At 72.5% G+C, this 17,920-nt stretch carries 15 protein-coding genes; 5 read left to right on the top strand and 10 right to left on the bottom strand.

Features of this window, described 5'->3' with window-relative positions; all coding sequences use genetic code 11:
- Positions 1-47 precede the first annotated feature (47 nt).
- Both Q5530_RS05195 and Q5530_RS05190 read right to left on the bottom strand, forming a co-directional pair.
- Positions 48-1,115 (bottom strand): aspartate-semialdehyde dehydrogenase, encoded by a 1,068-nt coding sequence (locus Q5530_RS05195; protein ID WP_415361034.1) that lies wholly within the window; start codon positions 1,113-1,115, stop codon positions 48-50.
- Positions 1,112-2,377, bottom strand: coding sequence for an aspartate kinase (locus Q5530_RS05190; protein WP_415361033.1), 1,266 nt, complete (start codon positions 2,375-2,377; stop codon positions 1,112-1,114). Before Q5530_RS05190 ends, Q5530_RS05195 begins: the two co-directional genes overlap by 4 nt.
- 99 nt (positions 2,378-2,476) lie before the next feature.
- Here Q5530_RS05190 and Q5530_RS05185 point away from each other — a divergent pair, with 99 nt between their 5' ends.
- Together Q5530_RS05185 and Q5530_RS05180 are read left to right on the top strand one after the other, a co-directional pair.
- Complete coding sequence (locus tag Q5530_RS05185) at positions 2,477-3,676, top strand: hypothetical protein (RefSeq protein WP_415361032.1); 1,200 nt, start codon at positions 2,477-2,479, stop codon at positions 3,674-3,676.
- Entirely contained in the window at positions 3,676-4,242 is a 567-nt protein-coding gene (locus tag Q5530_RS05180) for a nitroreductase family protein (protein ID WP_415361030.1), read from the top strand. Before Q5530_RS05185 ends, Q5530_RS05180 begins: the two co-directional genes overlap by 1 nt.
- Positions 4,243-4,401: 159 nt before the next feature.
- On the opposite strand, the gene Q5530_RS05175 is transcribed toward Q5530_RS05180, so the two are convergent.
- A complete protein-coding gene (locus Q5530_RS05175; protein WP_344034236.1) occupies positions 4,402-4,701 on the bottom strand; it encodes a hypothetical protein in 300 nt (99 codons plus the stop codon).
- A gap of 225 nt (positions 4,702-4,926) precedes the next feature.
- On the opposite strand from Q5530_RS05175, the gene leuA reads away from it, so the two are divergent.
- On the top strand, positions 4,927-6,717 hold the full coding sequence (leuA, locus tag Q5530_RS05170) for a 2-isopropylmalate synthase (RefSeq protein ID WP_415361029.1): 1,791 nt from the start codon (positions 4,927-4,929) through the stop codon (positions 6,715-6,717).
- 127 nt (positions 6,718-6,844) lie between these two features.
- On the opposite strand, the gene Q5530_RS05165 is transcribed toward leuA, so the two are convergent.
- Positions 6,845-7,444, bottom strand: a complete 600-nt coding sequence (locus Q5530_RS05165; protein WP_415361027.1) for a TetR/AcrR family transcriptional regulator — start codon at positions 7,442-7,444, stop codon at positions 6,845-6,847.
- Positions 7,445-7,514: 70 nt separating this feature from the next.
- On the opposite strand from Q5530_RS05165, the gene Q5530_RS05160 reads away from it, so the two are divergent.
- Positions 7,515-8,078 (top strand): TIGR03086 family metal-binding protein, encoded by a 564-nt coding sequence (locus Q5530_RS05160; RefSeq protein WP_415361026.1) that lies wholly within the window; start codon positions 7,515-7,517, stop codon positions 8,076-8,078.
- 40 nt (positions 8,079-8,118) lie between these two features.
- Here the strand turns inward: Q5530_RS05160 and Q5530_RS05155 are convergent, their stop codons facing one another.
- The 6 genes from Q5530_RS05155 to Q5530_RS05130 all read right to left on the bottom strand — a co-directional run bounded on the left by Q5530_RS05155 (position 8,119) and on the right by Q5530_RS05130 (position 14,253).
- Positions 8,119-8,511, bottom strand: coding sequence for a DUF6204 family protein (locus tag Q5530_RS05155; RefSeq protein WP_415361023.1), 393 nt, complete (start codon positions 8,509-8,511; stop codon positions 8,119-8,121).
- 53 nt (positions 8,512-8,564) lie between these two features.
- Positions 8,565-9,710: an ABC transporter ATP-binding protein gene (locus Q5530_RS05150; protein WP_415361022.1), complete on the bottom strand. Its 1,146-nt coding sequence runs from the start codon at positions 9,708-9,710 to the stop codon at positions 8,565-8,567.
- Positions 9,707-10,705, bottom strand: coding sequence for an ABC transporter ATP-binding protein (locus Q5530_RS05145; protein ID WP_415361020.1), 999 nt, complete (start codon positions 10,703-10,705; stop codon positions 9,707-9,709). Before Q5530_RS05145 ends, Q5530_RS05150 begins: the two co-directional genes overlap by 4 nt.
- A gap of 6 nt (positions 10,706-10,711) precedes the next feature.
- The gene (locus tag Q5530_RS05140; RefSeq protein ID WP_380632348.1) at positions 10,712-11,638 is read right to left on the bottom strand and encodes an ABC transporter permease; all 927 of its coding nucleotides are present in this window, start codon (positions 11,636-11,638) and stop codon (positions 10,712-10,714) included.
- A complete protein-coding gene (locus Q5530_RS05135) occupies positions 11,635-12,639 on the bottom strand; it encodes an ABC transporter permease (protein WP_415361018.1) in 1,005 nt (334 codons plus the stop codon). The genes Q5530_RS05140 and Q5530_RS05135 overlap by 4 nt, the downstream gene beginning before the upstream one ends.
- A 69-nt stretch (positions 12,640-12,708) precedes the next feature.
- A complete protein-coding gene (locus tag Q5530_RS05130; protein WP_415361017.1) occupies positions 12,709-14,253 on the bottom strand; it encodes an ABC transporter substrate-binding protein in 1,545 nt (514 codons plus the stop codon).
- Between the two features lie 366 nt (positions 14,254-14,619).
- On the opposite strand from Q5530_RS05130, the gene Q5530_RS05125 reads away from it, so the two are divergent.
- On the top strand, positions 14,620-17,877 hold the full coding sequence (locus Q5530_RS05125) for a BTAD domain-containing putative transcriptional regulator (RefSeq protein ID WP_415361016.1): 3,258 nt from the start codon (positions 14,620-14,622) through the stop codon (positions 17,875-17,877).
- Positions 17,878-17,920 lie beyond the last annotated feature (43 nt).

Raw genomic sequence — 17,920 nt, 5'->3', positions numbered from 1 at the left:
GCGAACGCCCCCGCGCCGGGAGGCGCGGGGGCGTTCGACGGAGGACCTCAGAGCCTGGTCGCCAGCTCCTCCGCGATCTCGTAGGTGTTCAGCGCCGCGCCCTTGCGCAGGTTGTCCCCGCACACGAAGAAGTCCAGCGTGTTCGGGAAGTCCAGCGCCTGCCGCACCCGACCCACGTACGTGGGGTCCTCGCCCACCACGTCCGCCGGCGTCGGGAACCGCTTCTCCGCCGGGTCGTCCACCAGCACCACGGTGGGCTGCGCCGAGAACAGCTTGTGCGCCTCCTCCACGGTCACCTCGCGGGCGAACGTGGCGTGCACCGCCAGCGAGTGCGTGGTCACCACGGGCACGCGCACGCAGGTCGCCGACACCTTCAGGTCCGGGATGCCGAGGATCTTGCGGGACTCGTTGCGGACCTTCAGCTCCTCGCTGGTCCACCCCTCGTCCTTCAGGGACCCGGCCCACGGCACCACGTTGAGCGCCAGCGGCGCGGGGAACGGCGAGTCGGACACCGGCAGGCCCGCCGCGTCCAGCACCTCCCGCACGTCGCCCGCCCGGACGCCGACCTCCTTGCCCGCCAGCGCCGAGACCTCCGCGTACAGGCGGTCGATCGCCTCCTGCCCGCCGCCGGACGCCGCCTGGTACGAGGCCACGACCAGCTCGCGCAGCTCGTACTCGCGGTGCAGCGCGCCCAGCGCCGCCATCATCGACAGCGTGGTGCAGTTCGGGTTGGCGATGATGCCCTTGGGCCGGTTGACGACCTCGTCCGCGTTGACCTCGGGCACCACCAGCGGCACCTCGGGGTCCATCCGGAACGCCGCCGAGTTGTCCACCGCGACCGCGCCGCGCGCCACCGCGACCGGGGCCCACTCCGCGGACACCGCGTCCGGCACGTCGAACATGGCGACGTCGACGCCGTCGAACACCTCGGGCGCGAGCGCCAGGACGGTCAGCTCCTCGCCGCGCACGGTGATCTTCTTGCCCGCCGACCGCGGCGACGCGACCAGCCGGACCTCACCCCACGGCACGGACTCCCGGCCGTTGATGATGTCGATCATGACGGTGCCCACGGCACCGGTGGCGCCGACCAGCGCCAGGACAGGACCAGTGCTCATCGCCCGCTCCCCGCGTACACCACGGCCTCCTCGTCGCCGCCCAGCTCGAAGGCGTCGTGCAGGGCGCGCACGGCGTCGTCGAGCTGCGTGTCGCGGCAGATGACCGAGATCCGGATCTCCGAGGTGGAGATGATCTCGATGTTCACCCCGGCCGAAGCCAGGGCCTCGCAGAACTGGGCGGTCACGCCGGGGTGCGAGCGCATGCCCGCGCCGACCAGCGAGACCTTGCCCACGTGCTCGTCGTAGAGCACCTGGTCGAAGCCGATCTCCTCGCGCGCCTTCTCCAGCACGGCCACGGCGCGGGGGCCGTCGTCCTTCGGCAGGGTGAACGTCACGTCGGTGCGGCCCGACACGGCCTGTGACACGTTCTGCACGACCATGTCGATGTCGAGCTCCGCCTCGGCCACGACGCGGAAGATCCGCGCCGCCATGCCGGGCAGGTCGGGGACCGCGGTCACGGTCACCTTGGCCTCGGACCGGTCGTGCGCGACGCCGGTGATCATCGCCTGTTCCACGGGAAGGTCCTCCACTGACCCGGACACGATGGTCCCGGGCTTGTTGCTGAACGAGGATCGGACGTGCACGGGGACGCCGTACCGACGGGCGTACTCGACGCAGCGGAGCATGAGCACCTTGGCCCCGCTCGCCGCCATCTCGAGCATCTCCTCGTAGGTGATGGTCTCCAGCCGCTTGGCGTTCGGCACGATGCGCGGGTCGGCGCTGAACACGCCGTCCACGTCGGTGTAGATCTCGCAGACGTCGGCCTTCAGCGCGGCCGCCAGCGCCACCGCGGTGGTGTCGGTGCCGCCGCGGCCGAGCGTGGTGATCTCCTTGCTGTCCTGGCTGACGCCCTGGAAGCCCGCGACGATGGCGATGGCGCCCTCGGCCAGCGCGTCCTGGATGCGGCTGGGCGTCACGTCGATGATGCGCGCCTTGCCGTGCACGGACGTGGTGATCACGCCGGCCTGCGAGCCGGTGTAGGAGCGCGCCTCGGCGCCCAGCGAGCTGATCGCCATCGCCAGCAGGGACATGGAGATCCGCTCGCCGGAGGTGAGCAGCATGTCCATCTCGCGGGCGGGCGGCACCGGGGACACCTGGCGCGCGAGGTCGAGCAGCTCGTCGGTCGTGTCGCCCATCGCGGACACGGCGACGACGACGTCGTTGCCCGCCTTCCGGGTCGCGACGATGCGCTCGGCCACCCGTTTGATCCGCTCGGCGCTTCCCACCGAGGAACCGCCGTACTTCTGGACGACGAGCGCCACAGGACCTCTCCTCCCAGGTGCGAAAGCCCAGTTCTTCGGGAGAGTACCCGGCCCGAGGAGTGGACAGCGGGCACCGTGACCCCCACTACGCTCGTCGCCGTGGCAACCCTGGAGGCCGTGCACGTGGAGCCGGAGGACGCGTCGTCGCCGCGCGAGCGGCTGGCTCGGGCGGCCAGACACCGGGCGGTGCTGTTCCTGGCGCCCGCGGCACTGTTCCTGCTGGTCCGGGAGCTGGGCCTGCTGGCGCTGCGGCTGATGGCCGACCGGTGGGACAGGGACGTCACCAAGGCGCTCACCTCGTGGGACGGGCAGTGGTTCCTGGGCATCGCCGGCGGCGGGTACGGGGGCGTGCCCGGCGGCCTGGTGGACGCGTTCGGGCGCCGCTCGGCGGAGACGCCGCTGGCCTTCTTCCCCGGCTACCCGGCCCTGGTGCGGTGGGTCGACGCGCTGCCGGGCGTGGGGACGGTGGGCGCGGCGTTCGCGGTGAGCCTGGTCAGCGGGCTGGTCTGCGCCCACGGGTTGGCGCGGCTGGGTTCCTCGGTGTTCGGCGGGTCGCTGCGGGCCGGGCTGGTGCTGGTCGTGCTGTTCGCGGCGTCGCCGATGGCCGTGGTGCTGTCCATGACGTACTCGGAGGCGACGTTCTGCGCGCTGGCGGCGTGGTCGCTGGTCGGCGTGGTGGAGCGGCGCTGGCTGCCGGCCGGGCTGTGCTGCGCGGGCGCGGGGCTGGTGCGGCCCACGGCGGGCGCGCTGGTGCTGGCGGTGTGCGCGGCGGCGGCGCTGGCGGTCTGGCAGCGCCGCGACGGGTGGCGGCCCTGGGTGGGCGGGGCGCTCGCGCCGCTCGGGCTGGCGGGCTACCTCGCCTACGTCGCGGTGGTGACCGGGCGCTGGGACGGCTGGTTCGCGGTGCAGCGGGCCGGCTGGGACTCGCGGTTCGACGGCGGGGCGGCCACCGGGAAGTTCGCGCTGCTCGTCCTGGGCGACCCGCGGTCGGTGCTGGAGCTGGCCACGGTGTGGTTCCTGGTGGTGGCGCTGGGGCTGGTGGCGCTGGGCCTGCGGCGCGGGCTGGAGTGGCCGCTGGTGGTGTACGGGGCGGGGGTGCTGGTCATGGACCTCGGGTCGAACGGGCTGATGAACTCCAAGGCGCGGCTGCTGCTGCCCGCGTTCACGCTGCTCGTGCCGGTGGCCCTGGCGCTGGCGCGGCGGCGCACCTCCACCGTGGTGGTGGTGCTGGTCGGCCTGTCGGTGTTCGGCGCCTGGTTCGGCGCGTACGCGATCACGGCCTGGAGGTACGCGATCTGATGGACCTCAACCCCCTGATCGCCGCCCGGTGGAGCCCCCGGGCGTTCGACGCGACGGCCGAGGTGGCGCCCGAGGTGGTCCGGCTGCTGCTGGAGGCGGCCCGGTGGGCGGCCTCGCACGGCAACACCCAGCCCGCGCGGTTCCTCGTCGGGTACCGCGGGGACGACACGTTCGAGCGGATCTTCGGGGCGCTGCGGCCCGGCAACCGGACGTGGGCGGGGCGCGCCTCGGTGCTGCTGGTGGGCGCGGTGGTGGCGGCCGACGAGCGCGGGCCGCTGCCGAACGCGGAGTTCGGGCTGGGGCTGGCGGTGCAGAACCTGGTGCTCCAGGCCGTCGAACTCGGGCTGGTCACGCACCAGGTGGGCGGGTTCTCACCGGAGGAGCTGCGGACCGCCTTCGGCATCCCGGAGGACGTGCGGCCGGTCGTGGTGGTCGCGGTCGGGGTGCTCGGGGACCCCGACGCACTGCCGGTGGACCTGGCCGCCCGGGAGCGGCGGGAGCGCGTGCGCAAACCGCTGGCCGAAACGGCGTTCACGGGCGAATGGGGTCGCCCGGCTTTCGGGTGACCCCATTCGCGGTAGCCGTTGTTCCGGCGGCCGTTTGTTCCGGCGGCCGTTTGTTCTGGCGGCCATTTCCCCGCGGTCCGGGAAAACGCCGAGGGCTCCCGCCGCAGGGGGGAGGGCGGCGGGAGCCCAAGACGTGCTCGCGGTCGGTTCGGACCCGGATTACCGGGCGACGACCCTCGCGAGCAGGTTGGCGACGACGAGCCAGAAGATCGCCGCCAGGCCGTAGTTGACGATGAGGTCGAGGTTCGCGTTGCCCAGCTGGAACAGGCCGGGGAAGAACAACGCGAGCGGCTCGGCCAACTGCTGGATGAACTTGAAGAGCGCGTTGGCCGGATTCGCCCCAAAGAGGTTCATCAGGATGTAGATGACCTCGATGAGCGCGAACACGGCGCCAACACCGTGGATCACCCGGGCAGCGGTGTAGCTGCCGCTGCGCGTTGAGGTTCGCCATCTGGACATGTCAAGAGATTGCCCTCGCCACGATCGAGTGAAACTCCTCCGGGTGAAGTTCCACCATCTGGGCGCTCGGTTCCACGTCACCCGGCGATGTGGTTAACCTAGTCGACATGGCACGCGGCCTCCTGCTTCGCCGCCGTGACGGGGTCTGACCAGACCGGCCCCCCGTCGCGGGACCGAGTGTTGCCGCCGGTCGTTCACCCCACGACCAGCAGGAGAAGCCCCGTCATGACCAGCAGCCCCGACGCCTACACCTCCGGGACCAGCCGCATCCGCACCCCGGCCCGCCCGGTCGAGGGCGCGCCCGCCTGGAACCCGCAGCGCGGCACCTCGATGCCCGTCCACCGCTACCGGCCCTTCCACGAGGTCGTGGAGGTCGTCGACCTGCCCGACCGCACCTGGCCGACCAGGCGGATCGAGAAGGCGCCCCTGTGGTGCGCGGTCGACCTGCGCGACGGCAACCAGGCGCTGATCGACCCCATGTCGCCCGCGCGCAAGCGCAAGATGTTCGACCTGCTGGTGCGGATGGGCTACAAGGAGATCGAGGTCGGCTTCCCGGCCGCCTCGCAGACCGACTTCGACTTCGTCCGCGAGATCATCGAGGACGGCGCCGTCCCGCCGGACGTGACCGTCCAGGTGCTGACCCAGTGCCGGCCCGAGCTGATCACCCGGACGTTCGAGGCGCTGCGCGGCGCGCCCAGGGCGATCGTGCACTTCTACAACTCCACCTCGGTGCTCCAGCGGCGCGTGGTGTTCAAGGCCGACCGCGAGGGCGTCAAGAAGATCGCCACCGACGCGGCGCGGTTCGCGCTGGAGCAGGAGCGGCTGTACCCGGAGACCGAGTTCCGGTACGAGTACTCCCCCGAGTCCTACACCGGCACCGAGCTGTCCTACGCGCTGGAGGTCTGCGACGCGGTCTCGGAGGTGATCCGGCCGACGCCCGAGAAGCCGCTGATCATCAACCTGCCCGCGACCGTCGAGATGGCCACGCCGAACGTGTACGCCGACTCGATCGAGTGGATGTCGCGGAACCTGGCGCGCCGCGAGTCGATCATCCTGTCGCTGCACCCGCACAACGACCGGGGCACCGGCGTGGCGGCGGCCGAGCTGGGCTACCTGGCGGGCGCGGACCGCATCGAGGGCTGCCTGTTCGGCAACGGCGAGCGCACCGGCAACGTGTGCCTGGTGACGCTGGGCATGAACCTGTTCAGCCAGGGCGTCGACCCGCAGGTGGACTTCTCCGACATCGACGAGATCCGCCGCACGGTCGAGTACTGCAACCAGCTGCCCGTGGCCGAGCGGCACCCGTACGGCGGCGACCTGGTGTTCACCGCGTTCTCCGGCTCGCACCAGGACGCGATCAAGAAGGGCTTCGAGGCCCTGGAGGACGCGGCCAAGGACGCCGGGCAGCACGTGGACGACTTCCCGTGGGAGGTCCCGTACCTGCCGATCGACCCGAAGGACGTCGGGCGCACCTACGAGGCGGTCATCCGGGTCAACTCGCAGTCCGGCAAGGGCGGCGTGGCGTACCTGATGAAGACCGAGCACCACCTGGACCTGCCCCGGCGGTTGCAGGTGGAGTTCTCCCGGGTCATCCAGGAGGTCACCGACACCAACGGCGGCGAGATCAGCCCGAAGGACATGTGGGACGCGTTCTCCACCGAGTACCTGGACCCGACGGCCCCGCTGAGGCTGCTGCGCCAGAAGGTCTCCGGCGACGGCAGCGGCCACGAGCGGATCACGGCCGTCGTGGTGGTCGACGGCGAGACGCAGGAGATCACCGGCACGGGCAACGGCCCGATCGCCGCGTTCGTGGACGCCCTGGCCACGATCGGGTACGACGTCCGGGTCCTCGACTACTCGGAGCACGCGCTGTCGTCGGGCGACGACGCGCGGGCGGCCGCGTACCTGGAGTGCGCGGTGACCGACCGCGTGCTGTGGGGCGTGGGGATCGACAGCTCCACGGTGTCGGCTTCGCTGCGCGCGGTGGTCTCGGCGCTGAACCGGGCCAACCGGTAGCGGTCACCGTCGTTCCCGGCCGCCCTCGGGCGGCCGGGAACCGCCCGGGTTCCGCTCCGGCGCGGGCCGGTGGGATTCGGACCCGGTGGGATTCGGACCCGGCGGCCGACAGCGCGGGCCGGCGGGATCAGGATCCGGCGGCCGACAGCGGGGCCAGTCGGCTCCGCACGGCCGCGCGGGCCCGGTCGTAGGCGCGCGGGTCGTCGTGCAGGACGGACCGGGTGTTGGCCAGCTCCAGGAACGCGATCAGCTCGAACGCCAGCTGGTCCGGGTCGGTCACCCCGGGCACGGCCGCGGCCGTGTCCCTGATCAGCCCGTGCCACCGGGCGCCCAGCTCGGCGACCTGGTCGCGCACCCGGCCGGGCCGCGCGTCGAACTCGGCCTGCACCGCGTGGAAGAAGCACCCGCCGGGGAAGGTGCGCCCCTCCGAGTAGGCCAGCCAGCCGTCCAGCAGCAGGTCCAGGCGCCCGGGACCGGGCGGCGCGGTCAGCGCCGGGTCCACCACCTGCCGGACGAAGATCGCCGCAGCCGCGCGCACGGTCGAGAGCTGGAGCTCCTCCTTCGACCCGAAGTGCGCGAACACCCCGCTCTTGCTGACCTCCAGCTCGGTCGCCAGCCGCCCGATCGACAGGCCCTCCAGGCCCTCGACCGACGCGATCTCGGCGGCCCGCCGCAGGATCTGCCGCCGCGTCTGCTCGCCGCGCTCCACCCGCCCGTCCACCTTCACCCGTCCACGCTAACCCCTTGACCCCCGGCAAACTAATTGTACGATCGTTCGTACAACTTGAGGGGGAAGCATGAACCTGCTGGAGCTGAACCGCGCGGCGCTCGACCTGACCCTGGAGCTGTGGGCGGAGCTGGACGAGGAGCACCTGGGCCTGCCCACGCCGTGCGCCGGCTGGACCGTCCGCGAGCTGATGCGCCACCAGGTCGAGGTGACGGCGGGCTTCGCGGCCGCCGCGCTCGGCACCGCGCCGGGCGGACCCGCGAGCGACGACGCGCTCGTCGCCTACCGGGCCGCCGCCGACGCGGCGACCGCCGCGTTCCGCGCGGACGGCTTCCTCGACCGCACCGCCGTCTTCCCGGGCTTCGGCCCGCGCCCGGCCCGGGAGCTGGTGGCCGCGCACTTCGTCGACAACCTGGTGCACGCCTGGGACCTGCGCCGCGCGCTGGGCGTCGACGCCGCCCTGGACCCCGAGCTGGCCGGCGCCGCGCACCGGATGGCGCTGCGCTACCCGACCACGCCCGACGTCCGGGGTCCGGGCGCCCCGTTCGCCCACCCCGTCGGGGTGCCGGAGGACGCGCCCGTCACCGACCGCCTCGTGGGCCTGCTCGGTCGCTCGCCGAGCTGGCCGGCGTGAGGGGGACCGGGGGCGTCGACGAGGGGGGAGGCGCCCCCGGTCAGCGCTTCGGCCGCCGGACCTTGATCAGGTCCACGTCGGTGACCGAGGCGCGCAGGTCGCGGAAGTCGACGTCGTAGCGCTCGACGGCGCGGGCGGCCGAGGCCAGGCCCCGGTCGCGGACGGCGCGCTCGTCCGGGCCGACCTCGGCGCGGAGCTCGACGCGGAAGCTGAAGAAGTCCAGCGACCGGTCGTAGGTCAGCGCGCCCTCGGCGGTGAAGCCGTTGGTGAGCGCGTCGTGCCGGTCGACCGCCGCCAGCAGCCGGGCCCGGCCGGCGTCGTCCAGGTCGGTGAACCGACCGCGCACCAGGACCCGGTAGGTGTGCTCCACCACGTGCTCCTCCCCCGCGGGTGGACCCGCGGCACCGGTCGCCATCGTGGAGGAGCCCGCCATCGCCGGGCAAGCGAAAAAAGGGGGGCGCCCCGGGTGGGGCGCCCCCGTCCCGACTACGGGTTCAGGACCTCGGTCACCGAGGCCGGGCCGAGCGGCGAGGCGTCGGGCGAGAGGCCCTCCTCCTCGACCAGCACCGGCTCCACCTCGTGCGGCCTGATCGTCCCGGCCAGGATGTCCTCCGCCCAGTGGCACGCCACCCGGTGGCCGGGCACCACCTCGCGCAGCGCCGGCCGCTCGGTGTCGCACCGGGTCTGCTGCCGCCACGGGCACCGGGTGTGGAACCGGCAGCCGGACGGCGGGTTGGCGGGCGAGGGCAGGTCGCCGGTGAGCAGGATCCGCTCCCGGCGGTCCTCCACCAGCGGGTCCGGCACGGGGATCGCCGACAGCAGGGCCCTGGTGTACGGGTGCAGCGGCTGGGCGTACAGGGCGTCCGAGGTCGCCTCCTCCACCAGCCCGCCCAGGTACATCACGCCGACCCGGTCGGAGATGTGCCGCACCACGGCGAGGTCGTGCGCGATCACCAGGTAGGTGAGGCCGAACTCCTCCTGGAGGTCCTCCAGCAGGTTGACCACCTGCGCCTGCACCGACACGTCCAGCGCGGACACCGGCTCGTCGGCGATGATGAGGTCCGGCTCCACGGCCAGCGCCCGCGCGATGCCGATGCGCTGCCGCTGACCGCCCGAGAACTCGTGCGGGTACTTGCGCAGCGAGTTGACGGGCAGGCCGACCGCCGACAGCAGCGTGCGCAGCCGCTTGCCGGTGGCCTCCCGCCCCTTGTCCAGCCCGTGCGCCCGCAGGCCCTCGACCAGGAGCGACTCCACGGACTGCCGCGGGTCCAGGGATGACATGGGGTCCTGGAACACCATCTGCATCCGCCGCCGCATCCTGCGCAGCGACTCGCCCTTGAGCCCGACGAGGTCCGTGCCGTCGAACACCACGCGGCCCGCGGTGGGCTCGACCAGGCGCAGCATCCCGCGCCCGAGGGTCGACTTGCCGCAGCCCGACTCGCCGACGAGGCCGTAGGTCTCGCCGCGCCGGATGGTCAGGTCCACCCCGTCCACCGCGTAGACGTGGCCGACCGTGCGGTCCACCACGAAGCCGCGCTTGATCGGGAAGTGGACCTTCAGCCCCTCGACCGTCACCAGCGCCTCGCCCGCGGCCACGTCGCCGGTCGCGGTCGGCTCGACAGCCGCGGTCATGCGGGCACCTCCTGTGCGGCGGGCGTTCCCGGCAGCACCGGGTTGTGGCAGCGCAGCGCCCGCAGGTCGGCCCGCTCCAGCGCGGGGGTCACCTCGCGGCACACCGGCAGCGCGTTCGGGCAGCGCGGCGCGAACGCGCACCCCTGGTCCCACGGGATGTTGTCCGAGACCGAGCCCTTGATCGGCACGAGCTTCTCGCCGCGCGGGGCGTCGAGCCGGGGGATGGACGCGAGCAGGCCGTGGGTGTACGGGTGCCGCGGCTCGGCGAACAGCGGGTGCCGCTCGGCCTCCTCCACGACGCGGCCGGCGTAGAGCACGTTGACCTCGTCGCACAGGCCGGCCACCACGCCGAGGTCGTGCGTGATCATGATCAGCGCCGTCCCGGTGTCCCGGACCAGCTCCTTGAGCAGGGCCAGGATCTGCGCCTGGATCGTCACGTCCAGCGCGGTGGTCGGCTCGTCCGCGATGAGCAGCCGGGGCCGGCACGCCAGCGCGATGGCGATCAGCGCGCGCTGCCGCATCCCGCCGGACAGCTGGTGCGGGTACTCCGTCAGCCGCCGCCGGGGGTCGGGGATGCCGACCTTGTCCAGCAGCTCGGCCGCCTCCACCATCGCCTTCTTGCGCGGCATGTCGCGGTGCCGCTCCAGCACCTCGGTCACCTGCAACCCGATCGGGATCACCGGGTTCAGCGACGACAGCGGGTCCTGGAAGACCATGCCGAGGTCGCGGCCGCGGCGGTCCCGCATCTCCCGGTTGCTCAGCTTGAGCAGGTCGGTGCCCTCGAACTTCACCGAGCCGGTGACCTTGTTGCCCCGCGAGGGCAGCAGGCCCATGATCGCCAGCGAGGTCACGGACTTGCCGCAGCCGGACTCCCCGACCAGGCCCACGGTCTGCCCGGGGTCCACGTCGAAGGAGACGCCGTCGACGGCGTTGAACGGTTCGGAGCCACGGCGCTGGAACACCACGCGCAGGTCACGCACTTCGAGCATCGCCACCGAGGATCACCTCCTGTTCTTCGGGTCGAGGGCTTCGCGCAGCGACTCGCCGAGCAGCGTGAACCCGAGCGCCACGATGATGATCGCGATGGCCGGGTAGAACGCCAGCTCGGGCCGGACGTCGATCCAGCGCTGCGAGTTGCCCAGCATCAGGCCCCACTCCGCGCGGTCCGGGTCGGGGTCGCCGAGCCCGAGGAACGACAGCGACGCGGCCTCGATGATGGCGGTCGCCAGGGTCAGCGTGGCCTGCACGATGACCGGGCCGAGCGAGTTCGGCAGCATGTGCCGGAACACGATCGTCCTGCGCTTCACGCCCAGGGCGGTCGCCGCCAGGACGTGGTCGCTGTGCCGCTGCGCCAGCATCGCCCCGCGCAGCAGCCGGGCGAAGATCGGCACCGTGGTCACCGCCACCGCGATGATCACCGTGGTCTGGCTGCCCCGGCTGGCCAGCGCCGCGATCGAGATGGCCAGCAGCAGGCTCGGGATGGACAGCATGATGTCGGTGAACCGCATCAGCCAGCTGTCCACCCAGCCGCCGAAGGCGCCCGCGGCGCCGCCGATCAGCATGCCGACCACGAGGCCGAACAGCGTCGCGCCCACGCCGACGATCAGCGACTGCTGCGCGCCGACCAGCAGCCGGCTGAAGAAGTCGCGGCCCAGCTCGTCGCTGCCCAGCAGGAAGCCCGGCATCGGGCCCGGGATGAAGTCGGCGCGCAGGCCGTCCACCAGCTCCGGGTACCGCTGGTAGGGGTCCTTGGGCGTGATGAAGGGCGCGACCACCGACAGCACCACGAACAGCAGCACGATCGCCGCGCCGATGATCGCGACGGGGCTGCGGGCCATGCGCTTGAGCGCGTCGGCCGCCAGGCTGGTGCCCGCGGTCTCGGCCAGCTCGTCGACCCGCCGCTTCTTGCGCTTCAGCAGTGTCGTCATGACGTCCGCACCCTCGGGTCGATGATCGCGTAGGAGATGTCGACCAGCAGGTTCACCAGGACGTACACCACCGCCGCGAGCAGCAGCAGCGCCTGGAGGCGCGGGTAGTCGCGGCGTTCGATGCCCTGCGCGAGCAGCGAGCCGAGGCCACCCCACACGAACACGCGCTCGGTGAGGACCGCGCCGCCGAGCAGCAGGCCGGTTTGCAGGCCGATGGTCGTGGACACGGGCAGCATCGCGTTGCGCAGCACGTGCCTGCGCCGCACGACCGGCGCCTGGAGGCCCTTGGCGTTGGCGGTGCGGACGAAGTCCTCGTTGAGCACGTCGAGCACGGACGCCCGGGTGATCCGCACGATCACCGCGAGCGGGATCGTGCCCAGCGCCATGGCCGGCAGCACCAGGTGCCACAGCGCGTCGGCCGAGGCGTCCCACTCCTGGGTGAGCAGGCCGTCCAGCACGGCGAAGTTCGTGATGTGCGTCGCGTCGATCGTCACGTCCTGCCTGCCCGACGGCGGGAACAGGGCGAGGTCCTGCGCGAACACCTGCTTGAGCAGGATGCCGAGGAAGAACACCGGGACCGCGACGCCGACGAGCGTGCCGATCACGGTGGCGTTGTCGAGGAAGCGGCCTCGGTGGCTCGCGGCGAGGTACCCGAGCGGGATGCCCAGCGCCACGGCGAACAGCAGCGCCGCGAGGGACAGTTCGATGGTCGCGGGCAGTGCCCGGCCGATCTCGGCCAACACCGGCTCACCGCTGATCAGGGAGCTGCCGAAGTCCCCGGTGAGGACGCGGCCGAGGAACCTGAGGTACTGGATGAACACGGGCTGGTCGAGCCCGAGCACCTTGTTGAGCGCCTCGATCTTCTCCGGGGTGGCCTTGTCGCCGAGCAGCGCGCCGGCGGGCCCGCCGGGCAGCAGGCGCAGCCAGGCGAACACCAGCAGGGAGAGGATCAGCAGCGTGGGGATCGCCTGGAGCAGGCGACGGACTATGAATCGCAGCATGATGGAAACCCCTTGGACAGCAGTGGTGGCGCCCGGGTCGCGGGCGCCACCACCGGCCGTCCAGTCGGATCAGCCCTTGCTCACCGTGTCGAAGCGCTCGTCGGTGAGCGGGCTGGGCACGAGGCCCGAGATCTTGCTGCTCACCACGATCGCCGGCGGCGAGTGGGACACGGGGACCGCGGGCAGGAACTTGCTCATGAGGTCGCGGCTGACCTGCTTGTAGGCTTCCGCGTGCTCGTTCTGGTCGACCACCGCGTCGGCCGCGGAGATGGCGTCGAACAGGGCCGGGTCGTTGAAGCCGAACTCGGCCTTCTCGCGGCCGAAGAACGTGCCCACGAAGTTGCCGGCGTCGTTGTAGTCACCGGTCCAGCCGAGCAGGTGCAGGTCGTGCTTGCCGAGCTTCTGCACGTCGTCCTTGTAGCCGCCGTTCCACGGGCGGGACACGATCTCGACGTTGATGCCCGCGGCCTTGAGGTCGTCGGCGATGACGGCCGCCAGCTCGGTCGGGTTCGGCATGTACGGCCGGGAGACCTCGGTCGGCACGTAGAACTTCAGCGACAGGCCGGTCGCGCCGGCCTGCGCCAGCAGGTCCTTGGCCTTGGCCACGTCGTACGGGTACTGCTGGACGTCGTCGGCGTAGCCCGCCACCGTGTCCGGCATGAACTGGGTGGCCACCTCGGCGCCGGTGGGCAGCTTGGTCTTGACCAGCTGCTCGCGGTTCACCGCGTACGCGATGGCCTGGCGGACCTTCAGGTCCTTCAGCGCCGGCGTGTTGGCCCCGTTGATGCCCAGGTACAGGATGTTGAACGCCGGGCGCGGGGTGACGTTGAAGCCGTCGGTCTTGAGCGAGTTGTAGTCCGCCGGGCTGGGCAGGTCGTAGCCGTCGATCGTGCCGGCCTTCAGCTCCTGCTTGCGGGCGTTCTCGTCCGGGATGATCTTGAAGATCAGCTTGTCGAGCTTGGCCTTCTCACCCCAGTAGTCGTCGTTGCGGACGAGGGTGATCGTCTTGTTGGCCCGGTCGTAGCTCTCCAGCTTGAACGCGCCGGTGCCCGTCGGGTGCTCGGTCGCGTAGGCCGGGTAGCTGAACGAGTCGCCGGACTGCTGCACGTTGTCCGCGTCGTACTGCTTCAGCGCGTCCGGGCTGGAGATGGACAGCGAGGTCAGGCCGAAGGCCGCCGGGAACGCGCCCTTGTACTTGTTGAGGTTGAGGACGGCGGTGTGCTCGTCGCTCGCCTCGCAGGACTTGTAGACCGGGTCGCCCGCGGCGTCGCCCTCGTTGTTGGCGAAGCCCTCGAAGACGTCGCCGTAGTAGATCATCTGGCTCTGGGCGGCGGCGCCCTTGATGTTGAACCAGCGGTCGAAGTTGAAGCAGACGGCTTCGGCGTTGAACGCGGAACCGTCGTGGAATTTCACATTTTTCCGCAGTGTGAACGTCCACGACGTGCCGTCGGCGTTCGGTTCCCACTTCTCGGCCAGGCCGGGCGCGAGGTCGGCGGTGCCCCGTTTGTACGTGATGAGGGTGTCGAACATCTGGCGGATGGGCCGGAAGCTCTCGCCGTCGTCGTTGAAGATCGGGTCGAAGTTCTTGGGCTCGCCCGCGGCGCCGAAGACCATGGTGCCGCCGGTCTGGCCGGTCCCGGCGTCTTCCCCCCGCTCGGATTGCGCACAGGCGGACAGTGCGAGTACGGCGACGCCGGTCAGGCCGATCGCGGCCGTCCAGCGGCGTCGTGCCGTTCGGGAATGAACCATCAAACACCCCTATGGAAATCCGCTATCTCTCGGTGTGGTGAGGGACCCTAACCGGTCACCACAACCCTTCTGCGGCAGCACAGGTCACGATCCGGCCACGTGGTCTCGTATTCTCGTACATCCGGTTGACCCGCGCTGACCCAACGTGACCACGGCTGATCGGGCAAACGCTCTCCTACGCTGTACAACGGACAACGGAAACCCGCACTCGCGCGGAGGGGAGGTCGCCCGGTGAGCCCAGTGGTCGAGTTCCGCGTCCTCGGCCCGCTCCAGGTGCTGGTGGACGGGGAGCAGCTGGCGGTCCGGGCGGGGCGGCAGCGCTCGCTGCTGGTGTCGCTGCTGATGCGGGCCGGGGCCGGGGTCTCGGTGGACGAGCTGGCGGAGCACATCTGGGGCGCCGACCCGCCCGCGCGGGCGCGCGGCACGCTCCAGACCTACGTGATGAGGCTTCGGCAGGTGCTCGGGCCCGCGGTGCCGATCCGGACCGTGCCCGACGGGTACCTGATCGACGTCGACGAGCGCACGATCGACGTGATGCGGTTCGAGCAGCTGGTCGAGGAGGGCGAGCGGGAGCGGGCCGCGGGCCGGCCGGAGTCCGCGTCGGCGATCTTCGCCGCGGCCCTGGCGCTGTGGCGGGGCCCGGCGATGGTGGACGTGCCGTCGGAGGTGCTGCACCGCGACGAAGTCCCCCGGCTGGGTGAACGCCGGCTGCACGCCGAGGAGCGCCGGTTCGAGGCGGACCTGGAGCTGGGCCGGCACGCCGAGGTGGTGCCCGAGCTGTACCGGCTGACCGGCGAGCACCCGCTGCGGGAGCGGCTGTGGTCGCTGCTGATGGTGGCGCTGTACCGGTCGGGGCGGCAGGCCGACGCGCTGGCCGCGTACCGCCGGGTCGGCGGCCTGCTGGCCGAGGAGCTGGGCATCGACCCCGGCGACGAGCTGCGGCGCGTGCACCAGCAGGTGCTGAGCTCCTCCCCCGCGCTGGAGGCGGGGCAGTCGGCGACCGCCGCGCGCGAGCGGGTGGTGCCCTCGCAGCTGCCCGCCGACATCGGCGACTTCGTGGGCCGCGAGCAGGCCGTCCAGCTGATCGAGGCGCTGCTGCGCACCGCGCAGGGCGTGCCGGTGGTGACGCTGGCCGGGCCGCCGGGCGTGGGCAAGACGGCGCTGGCCGTGCACTCGGCGCACAAGCTGCGGCACTTCTTCCCCGACGGGCAGCTGTACGTGAACCTGCGCGGCTACGCCTCGGGGCCGCCGCTGAGCGCGGTCGACGTGCTGCCGCGGTTCCTGCGGGCGCAGGGCGTGCCACCGGGCGAGGTGCCGCTGGACCAGGACGAGCAGGAGGCGATGTTCCGGTCGCGGCTGACCGACCAGCAGGTGCTGCTGGTGCTGGACAACGCGGCCAACGCCGAGCAGATCCGGCCGCTGCTGCCCGGCTCGCCGGGGTGCGCGGTGCTGGTGACCAGCCGGGACACCCTGCGCGGGCTGGCCGTGAGCCACGCCGCGTCGAACGTGCGGCTCGACGTGCTGGACCGGACCGAGACGCGGGCGCTGCTGGCCGGGATGCTCGGCGAGGAGGTGGTGGCCGCGCAGTCCGGGGCCGCCGACGAGCTGGCCGCCCTGTGCGCGCACCTGCCGCTGGCGCTGCGCATCGCGGCGGCCAACCTGCTGTCGCGGCCGGAGATCACCATCGCCTCGTACGTGGAGGAGCTGCGGGCCGGCGACCGGCTGGCCGCGCTGGCCGTGGAGGGCGACGAGCGGGCCGCCGTGCACGCGGCGTTCGACCTGTCCTACACCGCGCTGAAGCCGGAGCTGGCGGCGCTGTTCCGACTGCTCAGCCTGGCCCCGGGCGACATCACGCCGGACGTGGCGGCCGCCCTGGGCGGGCTGACCACCCAGGACGCCCGGCGGCGGCTCGACCGGCTGGCCACCGCGAACCTGGTCGACAACCACGCGCCCGGCCGCTACCAGTTCCAGGACCTGCTGCGGGACTACGCGGCCGAGCGGCTGGAGTGCGAGGACGACCCGGCCGAGCGGGACCTGGCCGTGCGGCGGCTGCTGGACTGGTCGATCCGGTCGGTGGACAACGCGACCGACGCGTTCAAGAGCACCCTGCTGCGGCTGCCGCGGACCGGCGCGGCGGCGGGCGTGACGCCCCGGCTGTTCGCCTCCTCCGCCGAGGCGCTGGCCTGGCTCGACGCCGAGCGGGGCAACCTGGTGGCGCTGGTCGTGCACGCGGCCGACCGCAGGCCCGACCCGGACGTGTGGCAGCTGGCCGACGCGCTGCGCCGCTACTTCTACCCGACCGGGCTGCCGGTGGAGTGGCTGGCCACGGCCAAGGCGGGGCTGGCCGTGGCGCAGGCGACGCAGGACCCGGTGGGCGAGGTGGCGATGCTGTCCTCGCTGGGCACGCTGTACTGGGCGATCGGCCAGCACCGGGTGGCCGTGGACCACTTCCGCCGCACCATCCCGATCCAGCAGCGCACCGGCGCCGCGCCCGCCGCGGAGGCGGCCGTGCTGGCGAACCTCGGCGCGCTCTACATCGAGGTGGGCGAGCTGGAGCTGGCCGCCGACCACCTGGAGCGGGCGCTGGTGATCACCCGGTCCATCGGGGCGCTCCAGCAGGAGGGCATCGCCCAGCTGAACCTCGGCGGGGTCTACATGCAGCTCGGGCAGCTGGACCGGGCGGTGTCGTCGTTCGAGGGCGCGCTGGACGTCGGCAACCGGTTGGGCGCGTGGATGACGCAGGCCGACAGCCACCGGGCGCTGGCCGAGGCGCACCTGTTCCTGGGCGAGCCGGAGCGGGCGGCGCGGCTGTACGAGCGGTGCGGCGAGCTGTACGAGCGGGCGGGCGCGCGGCGGTTCGCGCACTTCTCGCACGAGGGCCTGGCGCTGGCCCACCTGATGCGCGGCCGGTTCGCGGAGGCGGCGGCCGAGGCCGGGCGGGCGGTGGACATCGCGGAGGGCCTGGACAACCTCAAGGGCGTGTGCGACGCGACGAACGCGCTGGGCGAGGCGCTGTGCGGGCTGGGGCGGTTGGACGAGGCGGTGGAGCGCACCACCGAGGCGCTGCGGGTCGCGGAGGAGACCGGCTACCCGATGGGCATCTGCGTGGCCCGCCGGGGGCTCGCGCTGGCGCACCGCGCGGCGGGTCGGCTGGACGAGGCCCGCTACTCGGCGCACCAGGCCCTGGACAGCGCCGTGCGCTACCGGCTGCGGCTGGCCGAGGTGGAGGTGCTGACCGTGCTGGGGCGGGTGCGGCTGGACCAGGGGGCCCTGGCGCAGGCGCTGGACCTGGCGCTGCGGGCGCTGGAGCTGAGCCGGAACACGGGGCAGCGGTTCGTGGGGGCGCGGGCGGCGCACCTGGCGGGCGACACCCTGGCCGCGTCGGGCGACCGGGACGGCGCGGTGGCGCACTGGCGGGCGGCGCTGGAGGGGTTCGGCGCGGTCGGCTGCTCGCCGGAGGCCGAGGTCGTGCGCCGGTTGTTGGGGTAGCTCCGGGGAGAGGACGGGTGGCTCCGGGGCGGGTCGCCCGCGC

Source organism: Saccharothrix sp. BKS2 (genome assembly GCF_047689505.1).
In the GTDB taxonomy this organism is placed as follows: domain Bacteria; phylum Actinomycetota; class Actinomycetes; order Mycobacteriales; family Pseudonocardiaceae; genus Actinosynnema; species Actinosynnema lopnurensis.
This window is presented reverse-complemented; position numbering and strand designations above follow the sequence as displayed.